Annotated in this window: 23 protein-coding genes; 14 read left to right on the forward strand and 9 right to left on the reverse strand. The window is 44.8% G+C overall.

Annotated elements, in window-relative coordinates; genetic code table 11:
* The first annotated feature begins 220 nt into the window (after positions 1-220).
* Genes BZA03_RS06020 through BZA03_RS06070 form a run of 11 tightly spaced genes read left to right on the forward strand, consistent with a single transcriptional unit; the run spans position 221 to position 11938 of the window.
* Complete coding sequence (locus BZA03_RS06020; protein ID WP_039227964.1) at positions 221-2128, forward strand: methyl-accepting chemotaxis protein; 1908 nt, start codon at positions 221-223, stop codon at positions 2126-2128.
* 36 nt (positions 2129-2164) lie between these two features.
* Positions 2165-3712, forward strand: coding sequence for a chemotaxis protein CheW (locus tag BZA03_RS06025; protein WP_110288241.1), 1548 nt, complete (start codon positions 2165-2167; stop codon positions 3710-3712).
* Positions 3713-3731: 19 nt separating this feature from the next.
* Complete coding sequence (cheB, locus tag BZA03_RS06030) at positions 3732-4769, forward strand: chemotaxis protein CheB (RefSeq protein ID WP_039232149.1); 1038 nt, start codon at positions 3732-3734, stop codon at positions 4767-4769.
* Between the two features lie 14 nt (positions 4770-4783).
* Positions 4784-5425, forward strand: a complete 642-nt coding sequence (locus BZA03_RS06035) for a HEAT repeat domain-containing protein (protein WP_014950416.1) — start codon at positions 4784-4786, stop codon at positions 5423-5425.
* A complete protein-coding gene (locus BZA03_RS06040) occupies positions 5418-6272 on the forward strand; it encodes a protein-glutamate O-methyltransferase CheR (RefSeq protein WP_039227968.1) in 855 nt (284 codons plus the stop codon). The genes BZA03_RS06035 and BZA03_RS06040 overlap by 8 nt, the downstream gene beginning before the upstream one ends.
* A gap of 1 nt (position 6273) precedes the next feature.
* The gene (locus tag BZA03_RS06045; protein WP_110288242.1) at positions 6274-6648 is read left to right on the forward strand and encodes a response regulator; all 375 of its coding nucleotides are present in this window, start codon (positions 6274-6276) and stop codon (positions 6646-6648) included.
* The gene (locus tag BZA03_RS06050) at positions 6645-9275 is read left to right on the forward strand and encodes a chemotaxis protein CheA (protein WP_110288243.1); all 2631 of its coding nucleotides are present in this window, start codon (positions 6645-6647) and stop codon (positions 9273-9275) included. Before BZA03_RS06045 ends, BZA03_RS06050 begins: the two co-directional genes overlap by 4 nt.
* Positions 9266-9523, forward strand: a complete 258-nt coding sequence (locus tag BZA03_RS06055) for a hypothetical protein (RefSeq protein WP_110288244.1) — start codon at positions 9266-9268, stop codon at positions 9521-9523. Before BZA03_RS06050 ends, BZA03_RS06055 begins: the two co-directional genes overlap by 10 nt.
* Positions 9520-10254 (forward strand): ParA family protein, encoded by a 735-nt coding sequence (locus tag BZA03_RS06060; protein WP_101565582.1) that lies wholly within the window; start codon positions 9520-9522, stop codon positions 10252-10254. The genes BZA03_RS06055 and BZA03_RS06060 overlap by 4 nt, the downstream gene beginning before the upstream one ends.
* 16 nt (positions 10255-10270) lie before the next feature.
* Positions 10271-10639, forward strand: a complete 369-nt coding sequence (locus tag BZA03_RS06065; RefSeq protein WP_014950410.1) for a response regulator — start codon at positions 10271-10273, stop codon at positions 10637-10639.
* Between the two features lie 9 nt (positions 10640-10648).
* Positions 10649-11938: a methyl-accepting chemotaxis protein gene (locus BZA03_RS06070; RefSeq protein WP_039227980.1), complete on the forward strand. Its 1290-nt coding sequence runs from the start codon at positions 10649-10651 to the stop codon at positions 11936-11938.
* A gap of 87 nt (positions 11939-12025) precedes the next feature.
* Here BZA03_RS06070 and BZA03_RS06075 read toward each other — a convergent pair whose 3' ends face one another.
* From BZA03_RS06075 to BZA03_RS06115, 9 genes are all read right to left on the reverse strand, one after another.
* A complete protein-coding gene (locus BZA03_RS06075; protein WP_110288245.1) occupies positions 12026-12898 on the reverse strand; it encodes an aspartoacylase in 873 nt (290 codons plus the stop codon).
* Positions 12899-13117: 219 nt separating this feature from the next.
* Complete coding sequence (yacG, locus tag BZA03_RS06080; RefSeq protein ID WP_014950407.1) at positions 13118-13345, reverse strand: DNA gyrase inhibitor YacG; 228 nt, start codon at positions 13343-13345, stop codon at positions 13118-13120.
* Positions 13346-13478: 133 nt separating this feature from the next.
* Entirely contained in the window at positions 13479-14231 is a 753-nt protein-coding gene (gene zapD / locus BZA03_RS06085) for a cell division protein ZapD (protein ID WP_039227984.1), read from the reverse strand.
* Between the two features lie 243 nt (positions 14232-14474).
* Positions 14475-15086 carry a dephospho-CoA kinase gene (coaE, locus tag BZA03_RS06090; RefSeq protein ID WP_110288246.1) on the reverse strand — a complete coding sequence of 204 codons (612 nt, stop codon included), beginning with the start codon at positions 15084-15086 and terminating at the stop codon, positions 14475-14477.
* 18 nt (positions 15087-15104) lie between these two features.
* Positions 15105-15998, reverse strand: coding sequence for an A24 family peptidase (locus BZA03_RS06095; RefSeq protein ID WP_110288247.1), 894 nt, complete (start codon positions 15996-15998; stop codon positions 15105-15107).
* 52 nt (positions 15999-16050) lie between these two features.
* Positions 16051-17259 carry a type II secretion system F family protein gene (locus BZA03_RS06100; protein WP_110288355.1) on the reverse strand — a complete coding sequence of 403 codons (1209 nt, stop codon included), beginning with the start codon at positions 17257-17259 and terminating at the stop codon, positions 16051-16053.
* A gap of 80 nt (positions 17260-17339) precedes the next feature.
* Complete coding sequence (locus tag BZA03_RS06105) at positions 17340-17768, reverse strand: prepilin-type N-terminal cleavage/methylation domain-containing protein (RefSeq protein ID WP_061486397.1); 429 nt, start codon at positions 17766-17768, stop codon at positions 17340-17342.
* A gap of 569 nt (positions 17769-18337) precedes the next feature.
* Positions 18338-19192, reverse strand: a complete 855-nt coding sequence (nadC, locus tag BZA03_RS06110; RefSeq protein WP_039232174.1) for a carboxylating nicotinate-nucleotide diphosphorylase — start codon at positions 19190-19192, stop codon at positions 18338-18340.
* Positions 19193-19224: 32 nt separating this feature from the next.
* A complete protein-coding gene (locus tag BZA03_RS06115) occupies positions 19225-19743 on the reverse strand; it encodes a TIGR02281 family clan AA aspartic protease (protein WP_014977216.1) in 519 nt (172 codons plus the stop codon).
* A 183-nt stretch (positions 19744-19926) separates the two neighbouring features.
* Between BZA03_RS06115 and ampD the strand changes: the two genes are divergently transcribed.
* From ampD to pdhR, 3 genes are all read left to right on the forward strand, one after another.
* Positions 19927-20466, forward strand: coding sequence for a 1,6-anhydro-N-acetylmuramyl-L-alanine amidase AmpD (gene ampD, locus BZA03_RS06120; RefSeq protein WP_110288248.1), 540 nt, complete (start codon positions 19927-19929; stop codon positions 20464-20466).
* 42 nt (positions 20467-20508) lie between these two features.
* A complete protein-coding gene (gene ampE / locus BZA03_RS06125; protein ID WP_110288249.1) occupies positions 20509-21411 on the forward strand; it encodes a beta-lactamase regulator AmpE in 903 nt (300 codons plus the stop codon).
* Positions 21412-21776: 365 nt separating this feature from the next.
* A complete protein-coding gene (pdhR, locus tag BZA03_RS06130) occupies positions 21777-22523 on the forward strand; it encodes a pyruvate dehydrogenase complex transcriptional repressor PdhR (protein ID WP_014950397.1) in 747 nt (248 codons plus the stop codon).
* The last annotated feature ends 189 nt before the right edge of the window (positions 22524-22712 follow it).

A 22712-nucleotide genomic window follows, 5' to 3' on the forward strand; every position in this document is an offset into this window, starting at 1 on the left:
TCATCTTTCTAGAACACACGTATATAAGTTTTTGATTTTATATTGATATGTAAAAAAGTGTCATTTATGACATTTGCGCCATTTTGCCGTTGAATTATGTTTCTACGGAAACAACGTACCCCTCTTCATACAAACGTATTTCGTTTAATACATTAATGCGCCCGGTTCTCAACGATATTTGAATAGTGTTTTTACAGCCATTCACATATCGAGGTTACTTATGGCGCTCAAAAAATCTACCGAACAAACAGTCGCACCAGCAGTGCGAGTTGATGCAAAGATGCGTAAAGAAGCGGAAGAGGAGCGCCGCAAAGCAAGAACACTCGCGAGGCAGCAGCAAGCCGCAGAGCGCGTTGCTTCCGCCACGACTGAATTAGCAAGTGGTATAAATCAGGCCTCAAGCGCAACCGATCAGTTATCCACTGCAGTTAACGAAATAGCGGCGGGCGCTGAAGAATCGAGCAGTGCCAGCCAAGAAAGCTTAGCGGCTATCACACAGATTTCAGGTGGCCTTGTTGCACAGCTTGAACTGGCAGGCTCGACAATGGACAAAACCAACGAGCTTCAAACCTATCTTGAACGCGTTGTCGGTGATTTAAGCACCATGATGACCAGCGTTAAAACCGCATCTGAGCATCAATCACGCTCTGTAGTAATGATGAGCGAGTTAGAGCAACAAGCATCAAACATCGGCGAAGCTGTCAAACAAGTGACCCGCATTGCCGATCAGACGAACTTGCTAGCGCTTAACGCTGCTATTGAAGCGGGACGGGCTGGTAAGCACGGAAAGGGATTTGCTGTAGTCGCCGATACGGTTCGCGCGCTCGCAGAAGTGTCAGACAAAAGTGCTGCAGATATAGCTAAGCAGATAGAGCGTATTCAACAGCAATCTAACAGTGTCTCTGATGCCGTTAAATCATCATCGCAAGCGGCGCTTGAGGAGGTGACCAAAGGCCAAGCGGTTACCGAGCAACTTATCACCATAAAATCAGACATGCAGAGCATTGCTGACGGTGCGGGTGAACTACAGGCACAAGTCAAATCGATGGATGCAGCGGCTAAAGAAATTCAAACTGGTTCAGAAGCAATATCGTGTGCTGCCGACGAGCAGTCAACCGCTGCTCAGGAAGTGTCGTCTAATGTTTCTGAGCAGAGCGTGGCCTTGTCTCAAGCTGAACAGGCTGCGCAGTCATTAGAAATAATTACTGAAGAGCTGAAAAACAGTACAGACATTAACAAGAGTGCAGAAGAAGTGGCGTCTTCTGCAGAAGAGTTGTCAGCAACCCTCGAAGAAATCAATCGCTCATCAAGTGAAATAATGACGGCGTTGACTCAAGTGAATAACGGTTCGCAGCAGGCAGCAAGCTCTGTCGACCAAGCCGTCGGAAATATCGACCTGTTAAGAGAAGGTGTTGATAAAGCCTCTGCGCAGTGTGATGTAGCGTTAGAGAAAGGCAATGCTATTACTGGATTACTTAAAGAAAACCGTGCGCTGATTGAGGGAATGGTTAGCGGCATAAATCTGGCCCTTGAAACTAGCAAAGAAAATGTGAGTGCTATCAGTGAGATGGAAGTCATGACGCGCCAAATAGACAAGGTTATCGACACTATTACCACGGTATCAGTGAAAACCAGCATGTTGGCAGTAAACGGCGCAGTAGAAGCGGCGCGAGCAGGTGAGTATGGCAAAGGTTTTGCGGTCGTGTCTGCAGATATTCAAAGCCTAGCAGATGAAGCTGCTGAAAATGTAGAGCAGATAAAAGACCTCATCAAAGCCATTCAAGACCAGACAATGAGCGTAAAAACAGACTTAACTAATGTTGCTGAAAGTGCATCTAGAGAGGTCATGAAAGCGAAGCAAACTACGCAAGATGTCGAGCAAATTGCGACTGATATCGACGAAGTTGTGCAATATAACCAGGCAATGAAAGAGCGGGGTGAAGAAATTGCCGCGGGTGTTACACAGGCCCAGCGGGGACTAGAGCAAATTGCGACGGCAAATGAGCAAGCGAGCAGTAACTGTCAGCAGGCACTTAACGCAGCAGACCAGCAAAGTAAAGGCATGGAAGTGTTGGCCAAGTCCATTGAAGAAATTGCTTCAGTGGCTGACGAAATGCAAAACGGCTAATCCAAAGCGCTTGTGTCTAATAGAGGAGCTTGCCTTATGAGTAACGAAAATACGAATAACGAGACCGCAAACGAAACTGAGCCAATGTCAGGTGGTGAACAACAGTTCGTGTCCTTCATGGTCAACGAGGAGCGTTTCACTTTTCCTATGCTTGCGGTGGGCGAAATCATTCGCGTACCGACTATGGTGTCTGTCCCCCTTGGTCCCGCACAAATGATTGGCTTAGCAAACTTACGTGGGAACGTGTTGCCCGTGTATGACTTAAGCACAATCTTACTTGGAGCGAAGTCACAAGAGAGTGACGTGACCCGCGTAGTTGTAGTGGAGTCTGAGCTTGGTAGCGTAGGATTTCTGGTAGACAGAGTACTGCGCGTCTACAGTGTTAGCAGCGATGCTGTTATCGATAAAACCTCAATGACGGATTCTATCGCCTACGACTATATGCAGGGCATCATTAAACAAAGCGACCAGCCTGTAGAGCAAATCCTTGATGTTTCTGCGCTTGCAAAAGCACAGGCAGTCATCAAGCAAGATGGCAATACTATGCAGCTGTCGGGAATGCAGCATATTGATAACGATGCGCCTGAAGACTCTCAAGAGGACGAGAATTTACAGCAGTTAGTGTGCTTCTCGCTAGAGGAACAAGAGTTCGCATTTCACCTTCAAGATGTAGAAGAAATTGTACGTGTTCCCGCAGAGATATCGCAACTTCCGGATAGTGCACCTTCTGTTTTGGGGCTGGTCAATCTGCGCGGCCGCATCATTCCCATTGTCGACTTGTCGAACTCCATTGGCATGATGCGCACTGAAATTAACGAAGCATCGCGCATTGTAGTAACGCAAAACAGCGAGTTTGGTAGCGTTGGCTTTGTGGTAGCCAAAGTCAGTAATGTGGTGTCTATTTCTGAAGCTGAACTGGAATCTGTTCCTTCGGTATGTAATGACGGCGCGGAATCGGGGCTGCTTGAAGCGGTCTACCGCAGCGATGGCGGCAAACGTCTGGTGTCTATTATCAACCTTTCTAACATCTACAGCCGTGCGCTGATGAGCGCTTTAACCAGTCTTGATGCCGATATTCAGCAGGAGTCTCAAATGAATGATGGCAACGATTTAGCAATTGATGAAGATGACTGCGAGCAATACGTCATCTTTTGGATTAATGGGCAAGAATACGGTGTAAGCATTGACGATACGCAAGAGATTACGCGAGTACCTGAAAAGCTTGAAAGTGTGCCGAGTACGCCAGATTACCTGAAAGGCATTGTTAACCTTCGCGGTACGGTGTTGCCGGTTATCGACTTGCGCAGCCGCTTAGGTATGCCGTGTAGCGAAACGTCAGAACGTCAGCGCATCGTTGTTCTTACTAAAGATAAACAGCGTACCGGGTTCATCGTTGATGGTGTTGCCGAAGTGAAGACCGTCGTTAGACAGACTATTGAAGAAGCGCCTTCTCTTTCTGAGATGCAATCTGAGTTCTTAAACCGCCTGATTAAGCTGAATGATGAAAAACGCATTATTCAAATTATCGAGCCCAAAGTTTTGCTCGATGACAATGCGGTATCTAGAGCTCAAGAGCAATGCTAGCTAGTATTTGAGGTTATTTATGACAGTAAAAGTACTTATCGTCGACGATTCCGCGTTAATGCGAAAGCTGTTCACGCAACTCTTCGAGAAAGAGGGTTTTATTGTTCAAGTAGCACGTAACGGCGAAGAAGCGCTAACTAAAGCTGTAGAGTTCGAGCCAGACTGTATAACACTGGACATTAATATGCCGGTAATGGATGGCATGACGTGTCTGGCGATGCTCAAGAAACTTTATTCTTGTCCTATTATCATGGTGTCTTCGCTCACGCAAAAGGGGGCCACCATTACCCTAGAGGCACTCGCGCTGGGCGCAAGTGACTTTGTGTTAAAAACGGGGGGCACTGTTTCGCGGGATATTTCAGATTTAGAGGCGCCTTTAATAAACAAAATTCACGCCCTAGCCAAAACTGGCAAACCACAGCGCCCTACAATTAAACCGCCCCCAGTCGTGACTCAAAAAGTTGTTCGCCACAAAACGAGCGTACCCTTTGAAGTCGTGCTGGTAGGCGTTTCCACTGGTGGTCCCAAAAAGCTTGAACACCTGGTAGCTAACTTAAGCCCCGCATTTCCGGTTCCTATCGTTATTTCACAGCACATGCCAGCCTCTTTCACCAGTGCGCTGGCTAAGCGCTTGGACGGAATCAGTCCGCTCAACGTGGTTGAGGTGAATGCGAAGATGCCCATAAAGGCTGGCAATGTTTATCTTGCAAAAGGGGATGCTGATCTTGCCTTCTCAAAAATCGGCGGTGAAGTATCAGCGCGCCCTGTGCCATCAAGCCCAAGTTTTCTGTGGCATCCAAGTGTGGATCGTATGGTAGACAGCGCACTTAACTGCTACAAGCCACTTTCTATGCTGTGCGTACAGCTGACCGGAATGGGGTGTGATGGTGTTGCTGCTATGAGCAAAGCGTTTAAAGAAGGTGCGACAACGATCGCAGAGAGTGAGGCGACCTCAGTTGTCTTTGGTATGCCAAAAGAGCTTATTGAAGCGGGTTGCGCTAGCTTCGTACTAGATAGTCCCAAAGTCGCATCTAAATTGAATGCGCTTTGTCGTTAAGAGGAGAAGTAATTATGGGTCTCAAGAAGAAAGTAGAACCTATTGCCGATGTTTCCGATGACTTTGAGGAAAAGCGCGAACACCCTCGAACGAAAGAGCAACTCATTAGCGACCTAAACTCGAGCGACAGTGATGTGCGCCGTTGGGCAGTAAGAGATTTGAGTGGCCAAAAGGATGCGCACGACGCCTTTATATATCGATTGCCACAAGAAGATGACCCAACAGTGATCGAGGCCTTATTTAGCGCGCTCGAGCATGATATGACTCAAAGTCATGCCTCGCAGGTTATTACCATGCTTAAAAGCGAACACGTGCAATTGCGAAATGGGGCTATTGAGCTTATGCAGCAAAACCCTGATATTTTTGCTGCGAATGTCAATTTACTCATGCACGACGAGGACCCTGACACCCGTATTTTCTGCGTAGACATTATAGGTGCGGTTGCTCACATAGATGCAGTGAACTGGCTGCACCAATTCGCTCTAAATGACGACAATGAAAACGTTGTGGGTACTGCACTGGACAAACTGGCTGAAATTGCTGATGTGTCTACTTTGGATATTTTGCAAACTGTTGAAAGCCGATTTCCGAATCATAACTACATTCAGTTTGTTATTTCACTAATTCGTAATCAAGTGAGAAACGCCGATGAATAGTGTAGCACTAGACAAAATAGGTGCTGCCGATTTCGAACGGTTTCGCTCTATGTTTTACCGAAAAACCGGGATCCACTTCGAAGACTCGAAGCGCTATTTTGTAGACAAACGTCTCCATGAACGCATGAAGGCTACAGGTCATACGAGCTTTAAAGGTTACTTCACTTACATGCGATTCCAAGCGTCAGGTGAAGAATTTCAAAACCTCGTGAATTCAATGACTGTCAATGAAACGTATTTCTTTCGCGAAGAATATCAATTTGAAGCGATGACAAGAGAAATAATGGATGAGTTAGACGGTTATCGTCCTGCCGGAGAAGATTTGCGCATTTGGTCAGTACCCTCGAGTACGGGCGAAGAGCCTTACTCAATAGCGATATATCTTATCGAGTATTGGAAAGGGTTGGCGCACAGAGATGTAGAGCTCATCTCTTCTGATATTGACAGCAACGTGCTGGCATCAGCAAAAAAAGGGCTTTATTCCAAGCGCTCTGTTCAGAACATTCCGCTCCCGTTGGTGAAGAAGTATTTCAAAGAAATCAATGGGCAATTCCAGCTTAGTGATGACATACGTGAGTCCGTATCCTTTACGCTCGCGAATATTTTATCCGCAAATAATATGAAGCAGTTTAGGCATTTTGACCTCATTTTTTGCCGAAACTTGCTCATTTATTTTGATGATGAATCGCGTAAGAAGGCGGCGCAGGTACTCTTTGATGCGATGAAACCAGGTGGATACATTTTTTTAGGGCACAGCGAATCTATGAGCCGTATTTCGTCTATGTTTAAAGTACGCAAATTCGGTGATGTGATTGCTTACCAGAAGCCACTTACAGGAGGGGCATAACATGAAAACAGTAATGATTGTTGATGATGCCTCTACGGTAAGAATGTTCCACAAAATGCTGGTGACTTCGCCAGACAGAATTATCGAAGAGGCGGAGAATGGTGTAGAAGCGCTTGAGAAAGCTATAGGTACAAATGTGGACTTGTTTCTTGTTGATGTGAACATGCCAAAGATGGACGGTTATAGGCTATGTAAGGAAATACGGCTCAATGAGGCACTACGTGCGGTCCCCATTATCATGATAAGCACCGAGTCGGCTAATCAAGATGCCGAACGAGCCTATCAATGTGGGGCAAACTATTACATGACGAAGCCTGTGGATGCAGACACGTTGAAGTCAGTAGTAAGTGCAGTGATTGGGGGGGGAAGCCAATGAGTGAATTACTTGATGTGTTTATTGGCGAGTCCCGCGAGAATTTAGAGTCGGCGAGCCAAGAGCTTTTAGAAATTCAGTCGTCGGGCCCAGCTTCTGAGCGTGTGGACAAAATTTTTCGCGACCTGCACACCATTAAAGGTTCTTCTGATTTATTCGATATTAAACCTTTAACTCGCTTGGCTCACGCAGCAGAGGATTTGCTTGATAGTGTAAGGTCTAACGAGGTTACCTACAGCGATGATATAGGCGAATTGTTGCTTGAAGCCTTAGACCAAATTTCAATATGGTTCGACGAGCTCGAAGTAGGTTCTCAGAATGTAGAGCAATGGAAACCAATATCGACACAGCTTAGTGCTCAATTAAGACACTTTATCGACCCGACAGCATCGAGTGACATCGATGAAAGCAGCGCCACCGTTAACAACGAAAGCCCAATAGCTGACCCGAAAACGCTAAGCGAAGAGCACATAGCACTGATTGCCAGTTTTGGTAGAAACGCTGACTTAGATCTACTTTGTAAAGCGACTGGCTCAGACTGCTATTTCATTCACTACACGCCCGACGAAGGCTGCTTCTTTCGCGGAGAAGACCCAATAAATGTCACCGTAGCCTTACCTGGAATAAAGGCGTTTAATATTGAAATGCCCGAATTAGGCGAAGATGCAGATATCTATAACTGTTTTACTTCAATCAAAGCGCTTGGCGTTGCCAGCGAAGCTGAAATTAAACAGCATATGGCGTATTACGAGGGGCAGTACTCTTGCGTTAGTTTTTCCACTCAAGCCTTAAAAGCTGCATGCACCGGTAAAATTCGAAAGTGCGTCGAGACTATCGACGACGAAACCTTAAACAGTGCCCTGAATGACACAGACATAGACCAAGTGCATGCTAGCGCTGGACTACTGCTTGCCTCACTGAACTTTGACGACAGCGAAGATGATAGCGCTAATAGGGCTGTGCTGAGCCTGCTATCTTCAATCGACGATTTGAGTTTTCTTAATAACGAGATTCGAGAGGATGGATGTTCAAGTAAAGACACTAATACGAATACGTCTCCTGAAGTCGGTAATAGTTCGGCAAACGAAGCAGGAGACTCGAAGAGAGATGCGTCTAAGCCAAAAACCTTAGCGTTGCATGAACGAGCGATGCTAACACAACAGCTCACACTACTAAATTCGGATAACTATAAATCTGAGTTCATGTTTCCTTCTATCGCAGGGCTGGTGGGTAATATTCTGGGCGCTGAGTTTGAAAATGAGGACGCGCTGGCGGTTGCCATTAGTAATGCGTTAGATGAGGAAACAATTCAAGCGCAAGCACATGACGAGCAAGTACAACAAACGTCGAATGACGCGACAGCTGAGGCTACACAGCCAGCTAATACACAGTCAGCTAACGCACAAGAAACGACAGAAGACACAGCTGCTCCTGTAAAAGCTGAACGCCAAGCGGTGAAAATGCTCAAGGTCGACCAGTCAAAAATAGATTACTTAATGGACATTGTTGGCGAGCTAACCGTTGCCAAAAATTCTCTGCCTTATCTTGCAAAGCAGGCAGAAGAAGAGGGAGGCAGTAGAAAGCTCAGTAAGCAAATCAAAGCCCATTTTTCCATTGTTAACCGATTAACAGAATCGCTCCAAAGTGCAGTGCTTCAGATTCGTATGGTGCCTGTTTCCCACGTATTTCAACGCTACCCTCGCTTAGTGCGGGATTTAGCCAGAAAGCTCGATAAAAAAATCGAGTTGTGTATGCAGGGAGAAGATACCGAGTTTGACAAAAATTTAATTGAGTCCTTATCTGAACCGCTTATTCACTTGCTAAGAAATAGCATAGATCACGGCATAGAGTCTCCTGCAGAGCGACTTGCAGCAGGAAAACCTGAAGTAGGTCGCATCGACCTCATCGCAACGCCGCTTGATGATAGCGTAATCATAGAGATTCGCGATGATGGTAAAGGCATTGACCCTCAAAAAATAAAACTTTTGGCATTTCAAAAAGGGGTTATCAGCGAAACGCAGCTTGAAAACTTGGATGATAATGAAGCGCTACAATTAATCTTTGCCGCTGGTTTTTCAACGTCTGAGCAAGTGTCAGATTTATCTGGGCGCGGCGTTGGAATGGATGCGGTAAAAACGATGGTTAGTCAGGCCGGCGGCACAATCGAAATGCAAAGCGAAGTGGGAGTAGGAAGTACTTTCAAACTCTTGCTGCCCCAAACCATGTCAGTGAACCGAGTAATGATGTTCGAAGTGAATGATCAAATGTTTGGCGTTGGAATGGATGCCGTCGTTGAGACTGTCAAAGTGCCCACTGCCGATATCCAGCGTATTCGCAACGAACACGTACTGGTTATCCGCGAAAAGCTCATACCTCTTTGTGACTTGCGTGAAGCGTTAGGGTTCGAAGCAGCCGAAGAAAGGGAAGAGCATTCAATTCTTGTGGTATCAACGCCTCAGGGAGAGTTTGGATTAATCATTGATAAGTTTCACGAAGGGATTGACGTCATTCAAAAACCGCTTGAAGGCGTGTTGGCCGGGTACGCTCACTTTTCGGGAACGGCGCTGCTTGGCGACGGGCGTGTGTTATTGATTATCAACGTTCAAGAGGTATTAGCAAAATGCCTATAACCTACAAAAAGAAAGTCGCGGTCATGACCGGGCACTGTGAAATAGAAGAAGCTGAAGCGCTCTTTGCTTGGTTGAATGAAGAGACTTCCCGACAAGTTAATTTAAAAGCCTTAGGTAGCGCACATACCGCTGTGTATCAGGTATTGCTAGCGAAAAAGCCAAAAGTGAGCGTGTGGCCTGAAGCTGATGCACTATATTGGCTGACTGAAATGATCCAAAACAAGCAGAGTAAAGTGTGGTTCGAATGAGAGTGATCACGGTAGCTAATCGCAAAGGCGGTACGGCGAAAACCACTACGGTGGTAAATCTTGCTTATGGCTTCGCACAAGCGAATAAACGGGTCATTGTGTTGGATCTTGATAATCAAGGCCATGTTATGCATGGCTTAAAAGCACTAGGGTGCGTTCAACAAAGCGATATAACTGAACTGCCTCTCAACACCTTCTTTACCTCTATTGTGAAGTGCGCTGACAACATATATGCCACCGATGTTGATACTTGTAATGCGAATACAAATGAAGAAATCACGCTAGATGTATTGCGTAACTGGTGCGACTCGGAAGCGGTAACGAAACATTTCGATATTGTTCTTATTGATACACCGCCAACATTGAGCCCGCAGCTTATGGCTGCGCTATCGGCAGCGACCGACATTATTATTCCAGCAACACCCCTTCCACTGGCAAGTGACGGTGTTCAGAAACTGCTCAATGCCTGCAGAAATGCAATGGCAGAGCGAAAGTTTAGAGCAACCAAACTCACTATTTTACCCGTCATGGTAGAACAAAATCTAAAATTGCACAGACAGGAGTTAAGTAACTGGTACGGGCGCTATGGACGAAGCAAAGTGCTTAATCCCATTAGAAAGAGCATCAAACTCGCCGAGGCATTTGCAGAGAATAAGCCTGTATTTGCCTATGCTCCTAACAGTCGTGGCGCACATGACTATACTGAATTATGTAAACAATTAATTGGCTAACACGAGAGGTAATGCAATGAGCGCAATACACTTAGTAGATGACTCGGCCACCATGTTAATGAGCATGGAAATGTTATTAAAACGAGCGGGCTATACGGTCACAAAATCAGAGAGTGCGGAAGCGGCTATGACAGCCCTTGAATCAATCAGTCCTAAACTAATTATCACAGACTTAAACATGCCAGGTATGAACGGCATAGAGCTTATTAAAACGTTGAAACAGCAGTCTAAGTTCAGGTTCACCCCTATGTTGATGTTAACCACTGAATCACAACAGAGTCGTCGCGAAGAAGCGAAAGCGGCGGGCGCGACAGGTTGGCTTGTTAAGCCTGTTGAGCCAGAGCAGTTATTAGGTGTAGTAAAGCAGTTGGTGCCAACTGCATAAGGTTAGATTATGAAAGTACTTGAAAAAACAAAGCAGTATTATGAGTTGGTACTCGCTGAGAAGTTTAAAGTGCTTAAGGATAAGACGAATAAAGTTCAGGACTCACTTTTACTTTGGAGCGGTTTGGTAGGTGTGTCTATATTGAGCATGGCAATTTCGTTGAATATATCGCCACAGCTATTAAATGGGCAAGCAGGTACCGTTGCCACAATACTGGGTTTCTTGAGTTTTATTACATGGTATTCGCATAGGCAAACAAGCGTATTCAAAGCCAGTCTTAATAAACAGGAGAGTTACTTACAAGAAACCTCTGAGCAACTCAACGAAACACATGCTCAAGTCAGTGAATATGTAGCCATCCTCAAAGGCCAAATGGACGGCATAAGCGCTATCACAGAAGATGCATCGATGGAACTGATGAAGGCGCTGTACGAAATTGAAAGTAGCATTCAAGACAGTATAGATAACGTTGAGTTAGGGCAGAAGAACGCGCTTAGCTGCAAAGAAAAAAGCGCCGATGAGTTTGAGCTAGCTGCAAAGCGCTTATCGAGTATTAAAGCCATGATAAGCACCCAGCGGGAACAGCAAATCGCAGATACAGAAGCGATTCAAGGGGTAATGCGTGAAGTTGAGAACCTCAAAGAACTTACCGAACTGGTTAAAAATATTGCTTCACAAACCAACTTATTAGCGTTAAATGCGGCTATCGAGGCAGCTAGAGCTGGAGAATACGGAAGGGGATTTGCGGTAGTAGCAGAACAAGTACGTATATTGTCTTCCCAGTCTTCAGAAGCGGCTGAAAAAATAGAATCAGGTATAAAGTCCGCTCTTGATGCCGCACACCACCAGGGAGAGAAAATGCTTAATTCAACGCGTGCTAACGACACGTGTGAACTATTGACGGGATTTTCTGAATCGTTAGAAAACATTACGAGCCACTATCGGGTATTAGAAGAACTTAATCCCAAAATGCTGGCATGTTTTTCACAAAGCGCGACGGAAGTGGCGTCTAAAGTGAGTGGTGCAATAGCCAAGATTCAATTCCAAGATATTATTCGCCAGCGCACCGAACACGTGAAGTTAGAGCAAGATGCCATTGTTAGCTTGTTCGGACAATTCTCGTCTTACATCAATAATCGCGAACATTTTGACGAGTCTTTTAATTTAAGCACGAAAGAAATGTTTGAAAAATACGTTATGGAAGATCAGCGTAAAATCCACTTTGACATCAATGAATCTTCACCAGAAGAGAAAAATGAGTTTGAAGAGGCGCGAGAGCCAAAAATAGAACTCTTTTAGCTAAGGGCCCATCAGGGCCCAATAGCCTTTCTGACTGTGCTTTTGTTATTCTTTTGCTGGTAAGTCAAATAACAAGATAACTTACGCTTAAAGCATTATTCGTTCAGCGGTGGCAAATGCCACATCCAGTTTGAAATAAGCGGCTTCATTAATAAAGTGCGGGTAGGTTTCAGTTTCGTTTTCCCACACGATATCTTTGCCGTCAAACGTCCGAAATACAGGTGCCCCAGGTATGAGAGGTTTGAAATCGTTATCTTGCAGTGAATGATGGATCATGGCGGTACGTTTTCCATTAGCATCTAACGGAAAAGACACGTTATCGCCTAAACGAAAAGCTTCACAGGCAGGCAAAGCGTCAGTACTGATTTGCCTTTTATTATACGCGGCACAAAAATCCAATATTGCTTCAGCCATGGTTTGTGTTAGAAGGTAAACATCTTCTCTTAACACGCCCTGTGGCTGCCCACCCACTTCTATCATTACACCTTTCTTACCAGTGGTGCACAGGTAACCATGTTCAAGGTAGGGCTTTTCGTCTTCTACCAAAATGTTGGCTTCTGGCATTTGCTGCTTTACGTATCGCGCCAGCTGAATATGAAATTCATCCGCTTCCAAAATGATAAGCGTAGCACCCATTTCGCTGGTGGTGTTGTGAATATCAATCACAAAATCTGTGTTCGAATCACCCTTAGGCCCTAACTGTTGGTTAAGAGCCTTAGCAAGCTCAGCTTCTTTCGCAGAATTGTTACTCGATAAACGTTCAAAGGTAAACTGACGGTTTAAGTCTTCATCTACGAAACGAACGTTTGCCGCAATGGCCGCTTCATTGGCGATGCTTAACGAAACATTTAGCTCATTAAATCGCGAAGGTAGCCCAAACTGTTGCCAGTTTCGAATAAGCTGAATACCACTGGTTTCATTTCCATGAGTACCACCAACAAGCGCGATAGAATTAAACATTCATGTTCCTTTTTGTATAGGTTGAGGATGAGGAAGGCTGCACAGCGATCTATTGAGTAATATTGTGATGAATTAATACGTTCGCTATTTGCGCATCTACCCACGACTTGGAAATCAAGTAAACCGATACTACACCACTGCGCTTTGTACGAGAATACGTCTTAGTGGAATTTACCTAAATACTGGTGTTTGCCAAATTGTGGGGAAAGACAGCGCGTATTAGTGCTTAAAGAAGTCATCTGATTGCTGTGCTAGCATAGCCTCTATCTCTTCAACATCGATATGCTTGGGCGTTGCGTCTTCTGCAGGCTTGCCGGCTATTTTTCTGTCTTCAGCGGCCCATTCACCTAAATCGATAAGTTGGCATTTTTTACTGCAAAAAGGGCGATATTCGCTTGTTGGTGCCCAAACAACCTGCTTGGCACAAATAGGACATTTCACTTCCATTATTTACTCCAGTGAAATACGTCTAAACGGCGAAGTTTGCGATTTGCTTATACTACCGCAGACGGGAAACAATAAATTAAAGACTCTGGCCTGCTGATCTTTGCGGTACACCACACGTCAGCAGGTCTTAAGTTTAACAGGCAGCTAAACGAAACTGAATACTGCTTTCCACTGCGCCAGATTGGCCCTCTTGAGGAGAAAATAGCATGAAGCGGAGTGCGTAACGGTATTTGTTGCCGCTAAGCGTAGGGTAATACCCTTCATCAACGCTACATTTAACGCGAATTAACTCGTTTTTATCTTCTGCAGCGCCTTGGTAAAAACCGTTGTCAGCAACCACATTGACAAATTGACCTCGTTCGCGAATGAACGACAGGCTAACAGCAATAGCATCATCGAGTAAGGCTAACGTTTCAAGCCATTGCGCTATTTCAGCGAGGCGTTGTTCAAGGGGTTGTTGTAACCAAAAATGAAGATTGGGCAAATCGAAGCTACACGCGCCACCTGGAATGGCAAAGCGCTGCCTGATTGCGCTTAGCAGTTTATCTTCTTTCAAAGCACTACCAAAACGGCGGTCTGTTTTTAGCTTTTGTTTTAGGGTAAGCACGGTTTTTAGCGCTTGTTCTAAGGCGGTGCTGTCAATTTTCGGGTGCTTAGACCAATACACCAAGTTCTTTTCATGGGCTTCGAGGTCTTTGGTAAGATCGGAGCGAAGATCCAGTCTTTCAATGAGATCAAGTAATTCGAAAAGCTGTTCAAAGAACACAAGCTGCAGATGAGTATGTTCTGATTTAGCCGTAATTTTAAGTTGTCCAAGCAGCTGCTCAACACGTAAATAGTTACGTACTTTTTCCTTTAGTGGAAATTCGAAAACAGCGTGACCCATGGAACCCCTTAAAACACATAGACTTAGAGAAATGTCGCTAAAAATTTAGCTGAACAGTGAAAGGCAACAAGCCTAAAGCATCAAAGCGTTTAAGCCAAGTATACTTGTTCGCCAAATCTTTACTTTGACGTTAATTGGTCAAAAAAGTTTCAAAAATCAATCCGTAAGGCTGTAACGCCCTGCTTTTAGGTGGTGAATTTAGTTATTAGGGATGTGTTTTTGCGTTAACTTCGTCTATCAACTTCACGCTTTAGATAGCAAAAGTAAGTGTTCATGCAAGGCCGAAACTTGCGAAGAGAGGGCGTTTAGGCTGGTGCTATTGTCTAATACATGGTCTGCAGCGCTCAGCCGTTCTTTACGGCTAGCTTGTGACGCCATAATACTTTTTATCGTTGCTTCAGAGCTACCATCTCGCTTTAAGGCGCGTTCAAGCTGAAGCACTTCAGGGCAGTCAACCACTACTACGTGGTTACACATTTCAGTAAGCTTGTTTTCAACCAATAGTGGAACAGACAAGATGCAATAGGGGGAAGTCGATTCCATGATTAGCTGTTGCATGCGAGAACGAATAAGCGGGTGGAGAAGGCCGTTCAGCCAGTTTTTTTCATCTGGGTTAGCAAAAACCTTCTCTCGAAGTGCGGCGCGATCAAGGCCACCGTCTTCAAGCAAAATATGCTCGCCAAAATGCTCAGCTATTTGAAGTAACCCTTGTGAGCCCACGGCAACCACATCTCTTGCGACCTCATCGGCATCCACGATGTCTATGCCTAACGACGCAAAAATATCAGTGGCAGCAGATTTACCGCTACCTATCCCGCCAGTAAGGCCTACTACAAAGGGAGTCTGCTTATTCATAATGTCGGCACCTTCTAACTAAAGTACGTAATCAAGATAGGTGGTAATAATGGCATCTTTAAAAAGCAGTGTCAGCCAACCCGCCACTGCGAGATAGGGACCAAAAGGAATTGCCAACGACTTACCTTTGTTTTGAATCACCATTATGAGTATGCCTGCAATTGCACCCACAAACGAAGAGAGCAAAATAATAATGGGCAAACCTTGCCAGCCCGTATAAGCGCCAAGTGCGGCGAGCAGCTTGAAATCGCCATAGCCCATGCCTTCTTTGCCAGTGGCAAGTTTAAATAGCCAATAAACAGACCATAAACTTAAATAACCCGCCGCTGCGCCAATAATAGCGTCGGTGGTGCCTACAAAAATGTGTTGCGTGCTCAACAGTAACCCCAACCACAGTAGAGGCAGTGTCAACTGGTCAGGTAATAGCATCTTATCTAAGTCAATAAACAGCAGAGCAACGAGTATGTAGGTAAACAATACGGCCCATAGTGCTTGCGATGTGACACCAAATTGATAGGCCGCAAACGTACAGGCTAAAGCAGTAAACAATTCAACCAGCGGGTATCGAACTGATATTCCAACTTTGCATTTAGCGCATTTACCTTTAAGGAACAGGTAGCTAATAACAGGAACATTTTCCCATGCGCGAATCTTGTGGCCGCAGCTAGGGCATGTGCTGTCTGGTTTTACAAGGTTAAATACTTCTTCTGACGCTGATGAGTTTTTATCGTGAGGTGTCGGCTCACCCTCGCTAAAATAGCTTTGGTACTCTTGCTGCCAGCTGCGTTCCATCATAATAGGCAAGCGGTAAATCACCACATTCAAGAAACTGCCAACCATTAAGCTTACAAAAAAGACTAGGGAATAGAATACAGCAGGGTAAAGCTGACTAAGCGTAATTATCGCGTCCATGGTATGTGGTTCTTATAATTGTTGATTTTCGTTCTTTTGGTGCTGAGCCACGTTATACCACGTTACCCATCTGGAATATAGGGAGGTACATAGCCACAATTAAGCCGCCGATTACCACGCCAAGTACGGCCATGATCATTGGTTCTAGTAGGCTAGTTAAACCGTCTACCATATCATCTACTTCAGCTTCATATATGGTGGCAATTTTGCTGAGCATTTCATCAACCGCGCCCGACTCCTCACCAATGGCAATCATCTGCGTCACCATGTCAGGGAATACTTGTGTAGCGCGCATTGCAACATGCATTGGCATACCGCCCGCCACTTCTTTACGCATGTATAAAATGGCTTCGCGGTATACTGCGTTGCCCGAAGCACCTGCGGCAGATTCTAGTGCGCCAATAAGCGGCACACCTGCTGCAAAGGTCGTGGCTAAGGTTCGGGTAAATCGCGCAATACTGGCTTTTTTTAGAATTTCTCCGATAACGGGAATTTTTAAAATGTTGCGGTCTACCGTGTCACGTAGCTTCTGGCTTCGCTTATAGGTGCGCATAAACATAAATCCAGCACCACCAATACCTATGGCGATAAAAATACCGTAGTCTTGGACAAACCGTGAAATAGCCAATACGAACTGGGTGAAGGCAGGGAGTTCTGCGCCAAAGCTGCTGAAAATCTCTTCAAACTGCGGCACAACAAATATAAGAAGGATGGTCGTAACAATAAAAGCAACAACCAAAACGGCGATAGGGTAAAACATCGCTTTTTTGATTTTTGATTTTAGTGCTTCGGCCTTTTCTTTGTAGGTTGCAATGCGGTCATAAATGGTTTCAAGTGCGCCCGACTGCTCACCGGTATAAACCAAGTCGCAATATAAATCGTCAAAATATAGGGGGTGTTTTCTAAGGGCCGATGAGAGCGGGTTACCAGATTTAACCTCATCGGTAATTTCGCCTAAAAGTTTCCGCATCGATGGGTTTGCATGTCCCTGAGCAATCATATCCAAGGACTGAATAAGGGTAACCCCAGCGGCAAGCATGGTGGCGATTTGACGAGAAATGACAGAAATGTCGGCTGGTGTGATTTTTTTCGCACCACCGAAGAGCGGTTTGGATAATTTTTTAACTTTATTTGCAGAAATGCCTTGGCGTCGCAACAGGTTTTTAGCTTCTGAAATGGTCGCAGCTGTTATTTCGCCTTTTTTTGATTGCCCATGACGGTCTTTACCCTGCCATGTGAATGTAGATGCTGCTTTTGCCATTTGCATTTGCCTCAAGAAATTATCACTTTAATATCAAAAAAGCCCAGTATCATACTGGGCTTTTCGGATTTCTTTGGTGATTAGCAAAGCGTTGCTGGAACACAAGCTGATGACCATATGATTCGGTTGTTGTCTAAGTTAGGAGTAAGAGTGTATGTGCCCGCTCCAGTTAGACCTAAATCGCCGTGTTGCGTAGCAGTAATTACACCGTTAGCAGTAGCAACGCCAACAACGTCAACACCAGCACCAGCCGCTGAAGCTGCGATATCTGCTGGGATACCATTCGCACCACCATCACACGCCGCGATGTCATTTGTTGAAGCGTAGCAGATTTCTACCGCAGTTTTTGCAGCAGCAGTTGCGTTAGAAACCTCTGTAAACTTCGCTTTTTGCGTGTAGTTTTGGTAAGCAGGAAGTGCGATTGCTGCAAGGATACCGATGATTGCAACAACAATCATTAGTTCGATTAGGGTGAAACCTTTTTGGTTTTTAGTATTCATGTTCATCATGGTTTTTCTCCGGGACGTGTATAACACGTAAAGTTTAAATCTAATTCAAATTGACGTTTATACCCGAGTCGTCCATTTAACGCCCCTGGTACTTGATACTCAGTATAGAATTTTATTTGTTACTGACAAGTATAGGCAAATATACCTATGTCTAGCTTTTTCAGTATGACACGGTTCGCCGCGCCTTGGCAGGCTTTATCACTTGAACTTTCGTATAAAAGTTAATGACTTAAGTGCGTATGTCTATCTATACACAAAAAGCATTATCGAGAAATGACTGAACAGAATGACGAGTAATCGTATTGTAAATTATACATCTACTCGGTGATTTAAAATCACTGTGTAACCTCAACCATTAAGGTCTCAGCATTTAAAGCCACAGTATAGGGAAGTGATAATTGCGATAACGTAAATTTCACTGAAACACTGTATCTTTATAATAAAACACGTGCAACAAAGAAGCCGCGTTATAAAGGTGGAAGTACAAGGGGATAAGCAACACATTCGCTTACCTAATGTTAAATCCACCTTTACAGCTTTTAATTTGGCTCTTTATCTTTCTTGCTCTGCTATGACAAATTAATGCGCAAAGACAAATCAATGGCCTGAACGTGCTTGGTTAAAGCTCCAGATGAAATGTAATCTACGCCTAACTTAGCGAGAGACGCCAGTCGTTCATCAGTAATGTTTCCTGATACTTCCAGTTTACATTGACCTTTGTTGAGCGCTACTGCCTGTTGGATCTGTTCGTTAGAAAAATTATCCAGCATGACAATGTCGGCACCTGCACTAAGGGCTTGTTCAAGCTCGGTTAAGTTCTCTACTTCTACTTCAACAGGCTTGCCCGGCATCATTGTTTTCGCTCGGCTTACGGCTTTCTCTATGTTTCCGCAAGAAAATATGTGATTTTCTTTAATTAAGAATGCATCGAACAAACCCACACGATGGTTTTGACCACCACCACAACGCACCGCGTATTTCTGTGCGTGCCGCAAACCTGGCAACGTTTTGCGGGTATCGAGAATTTTGGTGTTGGAGCCATCTAAATACTTAGCGTAAAAGGCAGTAACAGTGGCGGTTGCTGACAGGGTTTGTAGGAAGTTAAGCGCCGTACGTTCTGCCGTCAATATCGCGCGAGCAGAGCCTTCCAAACTAACCAGCACGGTGTTGGCATCAACTTTGTCACCATCTTTTACATGCCACGTTAGCGACACCGACTCGTCGATTAGTGCAAATGCTTGGTTTGCCCATGCGATTCCACAAACCACGCAAGGCTCTCGCGTAATAATAGTGGCTTTTGCATTAACACTTTCATCTATCAGGTTCGCCGTAATGTCGTTTGCAGCATTTAATTCGCCGCCAAGATCTTCAATAAGCGCGTTCGATACTTGCTCTCGAATCGCTTGCATGTCTGGTGATGTCATCTTCATCGCTATGATCTATGCTATCTGTGTATTTAAAGGGTACGCAATATTAACCATTCTCCGCGCTGAGTAAACTCTAATTGGCGAAGAACACTCATTCCCAGCAATATATGGTCATCTTGCATACCGGGGTTTAAGTTTGCTTTTACATCGCGCACCACGATTTCACCAATGCGCAAAGTTTCAATGGTCGATTCGGCGACTCTTACAACGCCGTTAGCTGTGCTGGCTAACCCTTCTCGACCCGCTTTGAGTTGAAGCTTGTTAGCCAAATGAGCGGGAACGGCCACGTCAGTGGCACCCGTATCAACAAGAAATACGACTTCCTCACCATTAATATAACCTGTTGTCACATAGTGACCTTGGCGATTTTGCTTAAGTCGGACTTCGGTTTGTGAACCAATACGCTCTGATGTTGGTTCGCTATTTGGGTTAATTTGTTTTTCTAAAAGATCTGAGAAAATAAAAACCAGTAGACCAAAACCGCAAATCCAAGCAAGCGCAACCATCCATTTACCCGTTGACGCTGTCGGGTCTTGTTGTTCATTCATGCTTCTACCTTTCTTATAATAGTGGTGCACCGCTTTTCGTATCGCTAAATACTCGGCGTAATTTCTTAGGCAAAGGGCTAACGTGCTGATTAGCTTATTAGAATGCAATGTATAACCCTATACACTTATATCCATATACAATGTAGGCTATAACGCAGAAAATCAATTATCGAAGCAAATACTATGGTGCTTTATAACGAAGCAAAGTACACAGCAAGTCCGCATTATGATGCTCGTCCTGACAGCACAGACGTTAGCCTGTTAGTGATACACAATATTTCACTACCTCCTTCACAGTTTGGTACGCCGGGCATTCGCCAATTGTTTACCGGAACCCTTAATCCTGATGAACATCCTTTTTATAGAGAAATTGCTGGGCTACGGGTCTCTGCTCATTGTGTAATTTATCGAACGGGTGAAATAGAACAATTTGTACCTTTTGAGCAGCGGGCATGGCACGCGGGCCTGTCTTCATTTCAAGGCCGCAGCCGCTGTAACGACTATGCTATAGGTATTGAACTTGAAGGCACTGATACGTTGCCTTACACCGATGCACAGTACCAAGCCCTTGGCGAACTCACTGATTTTATTACGAGATACTATCCTCGGATCACTTTAGGGCGTATCGTAGGCCATAATGATATAGCACCAGGGCGAAAAACTGACCCTGGTGCAGCTTTCGATTGGGCAAGATATAGAATGCGCGTTGCTGGGTTTAAATAATTTAATTAATCCGCACTGCAGAAAAAAGGAAACTCAATACCTATGATGTTAATGAGCTTGCTATTAGTACTCAGCCTCGAGCGGTTGATAACAAAAACACCTAATTGGCATATTGAAAAGTATGCCGCTCAATATCGTGCTTTTCTTCAAGATAAAGGGTTGATTAAGTTTCAAGAAGGAAATGAAGATGAGGAGGGGACTAAAAAGGTCTCATCCACAGCACTTTATTTCTTTCTTTTACTTCCCGCTGTAGTGCTGGGAGCAATTGAATACTGGGTACTTGGCGCATTTCTTACGTTTATAGAGCAAAGCATAATTTTGTTCATCTGTATTGGCTGCCCTGCATTGCGAGCCGTCTACAAGAGTTTTTTGAATGCTGCTGACCGAGGTGACCTTCAGGCGTGCAGTATGTACACCGACCAATTAGGGCATTGTGCAAGTCAATCAGACAGTGACGGAAGTGCGGGTACAGAAGGCAAAACTTTTGGCCAACACCTTACCTGGCTTAACTATCAACACTATGCCGCTGTGATGCTGTGGTTTATTGCTTTTGGTGCACCTGGCGCGCTGTTTTATAGCTTGAGTCGAAGCACAACCGAGGCATTGTGTGATGCAAATCACCCTTTAAAAGCCGCTGCGGGAAGATTAATGTTTGCGCTCGATTATATTCCTGTTCGCGTTACCGCTTTTGGCATGTTGATGATGGGACACTTCTCACGAGCGTTGCCTGAGTGGATTAAGTATGCACTTCAGTTCGATGTACCTGCATACGATGTGCTTACACAAATTTCTTCGAAAGCCGAGATTCTAACGCCTGATGAACAGCAGTTGCAGGCTGAAAATGCAGCAATAGAACCGAAGGTGCTTGTAAAGTTAGCAAAACGTAATGTTATTTTTCTTCTTGTAATAACATCAGCACTCACGCTTGTAGGCAGTCTTGCATAGTCATTATTTTTAACATTTACTAGCCCACTTGGCTTAGAAGGGCGTTTGGTCTATTTATTAATTGTATGTAGATCAGGCGCTTTGCCCCTATTACTGCATTCTCCCTTCCTCATCAGACCAGTTTGCGGTTACTGATTTTTCTTAACAAATTCAACAATAAAGCTTAACACCCAGCAAAAGGTAAATGCTTTGCTATGCTTGTGAGTATTTACCTCGAAATCGATCTGCCTTAAACTAGATAGGTAAAATGGTATTACCAATTGTGTTTGTGATTAAATATTCCACGATTATTTTTTACATTCACCGCTCTTATAACGTCGCTATTGTTATAGAGCAAGGCTTAAATAGAAGGATACGTAGCGCGCATGCGGCAGCAGCGAAAAAAACTCTCTGATGTGATTACCGAGCAACTCGAGTCAATGATACTCGACGGTACGTTATTGGCTGGTCAGAAATTACCGCCAGAGAGAGAGCTTGCGCTTGAATTTGATGTATCGCGCCCTTCGCTTAGGGAAGCCATTGGTAATTTACAGGCACGTGGGTTGGTAGAACGTAAGCAAGGCGGCGGTACGTTTGTTAATCGCAACCTTAATTCTGCCATGACAGACCCCCTAATGGACTTAGTTAGCCAGCGTCCTGAAACTCAATTTGATTTGCTTGAATTTCGTCATGCGCTTGAAGGGATGGCGGCGTACTATGCGGCACTTCGTGGTCAACCTGAAGATTACAACGCATTGAAGCAAGCGCTGAACGACGTACCTACGCCTAAAGCGCACGAAAGCAAGCGTGCCCAAGCTGAGGCGCTAGGACAGTTTTATATCATTATGGCAAGAGCATCACACAATATGGTGTTGTTGCACGTAATGAGCACCATGCAAAGCATGCTGGTGGACAATATTGAACGAAACTTTGACATGCTGGCAGCGCACCCTGAAGCGGTGGAAGACATTGCTAAGCAGCGTCGTGAAATTGTAGAAGCCATTGCTTCTCGCGACCCTGAAGCTGCGCGTCAGGCATGTAATACGCATTTGGCGTTTATTGAAAAAACGCTATTAACCATTAATCAACGCGATACCCGCGTACAGCGCGCATTGCGACGATTAGAGATTTAGTTACTAGTCTGACTTTTCATAAGATAAGGGCTAGATAGCTATTCATTCGCAGAGGCCGGTCAGGTTTTTCCTGTGCCACTGCAAAAGCAGGTGAGCCAGATTGGGTCACTGTGAGTACAACGTAATTTAGTTTTCCTTCTTTTAGCGCCTTTAAGAGTAGAGGCAATGCTAAGGGAGGATTTTCTATAT

The sequence above is a fragment of the Alteromonas sp. I10 genome (genome assembly GCF_003201515.1).
Taxonomy (GTDB): Bacteria; Pseudomonadota; Gammaproteobacteria; order Enterobacterales; family Alteromonadaceae; genus Alteromonas; species Alteromonas macleodii.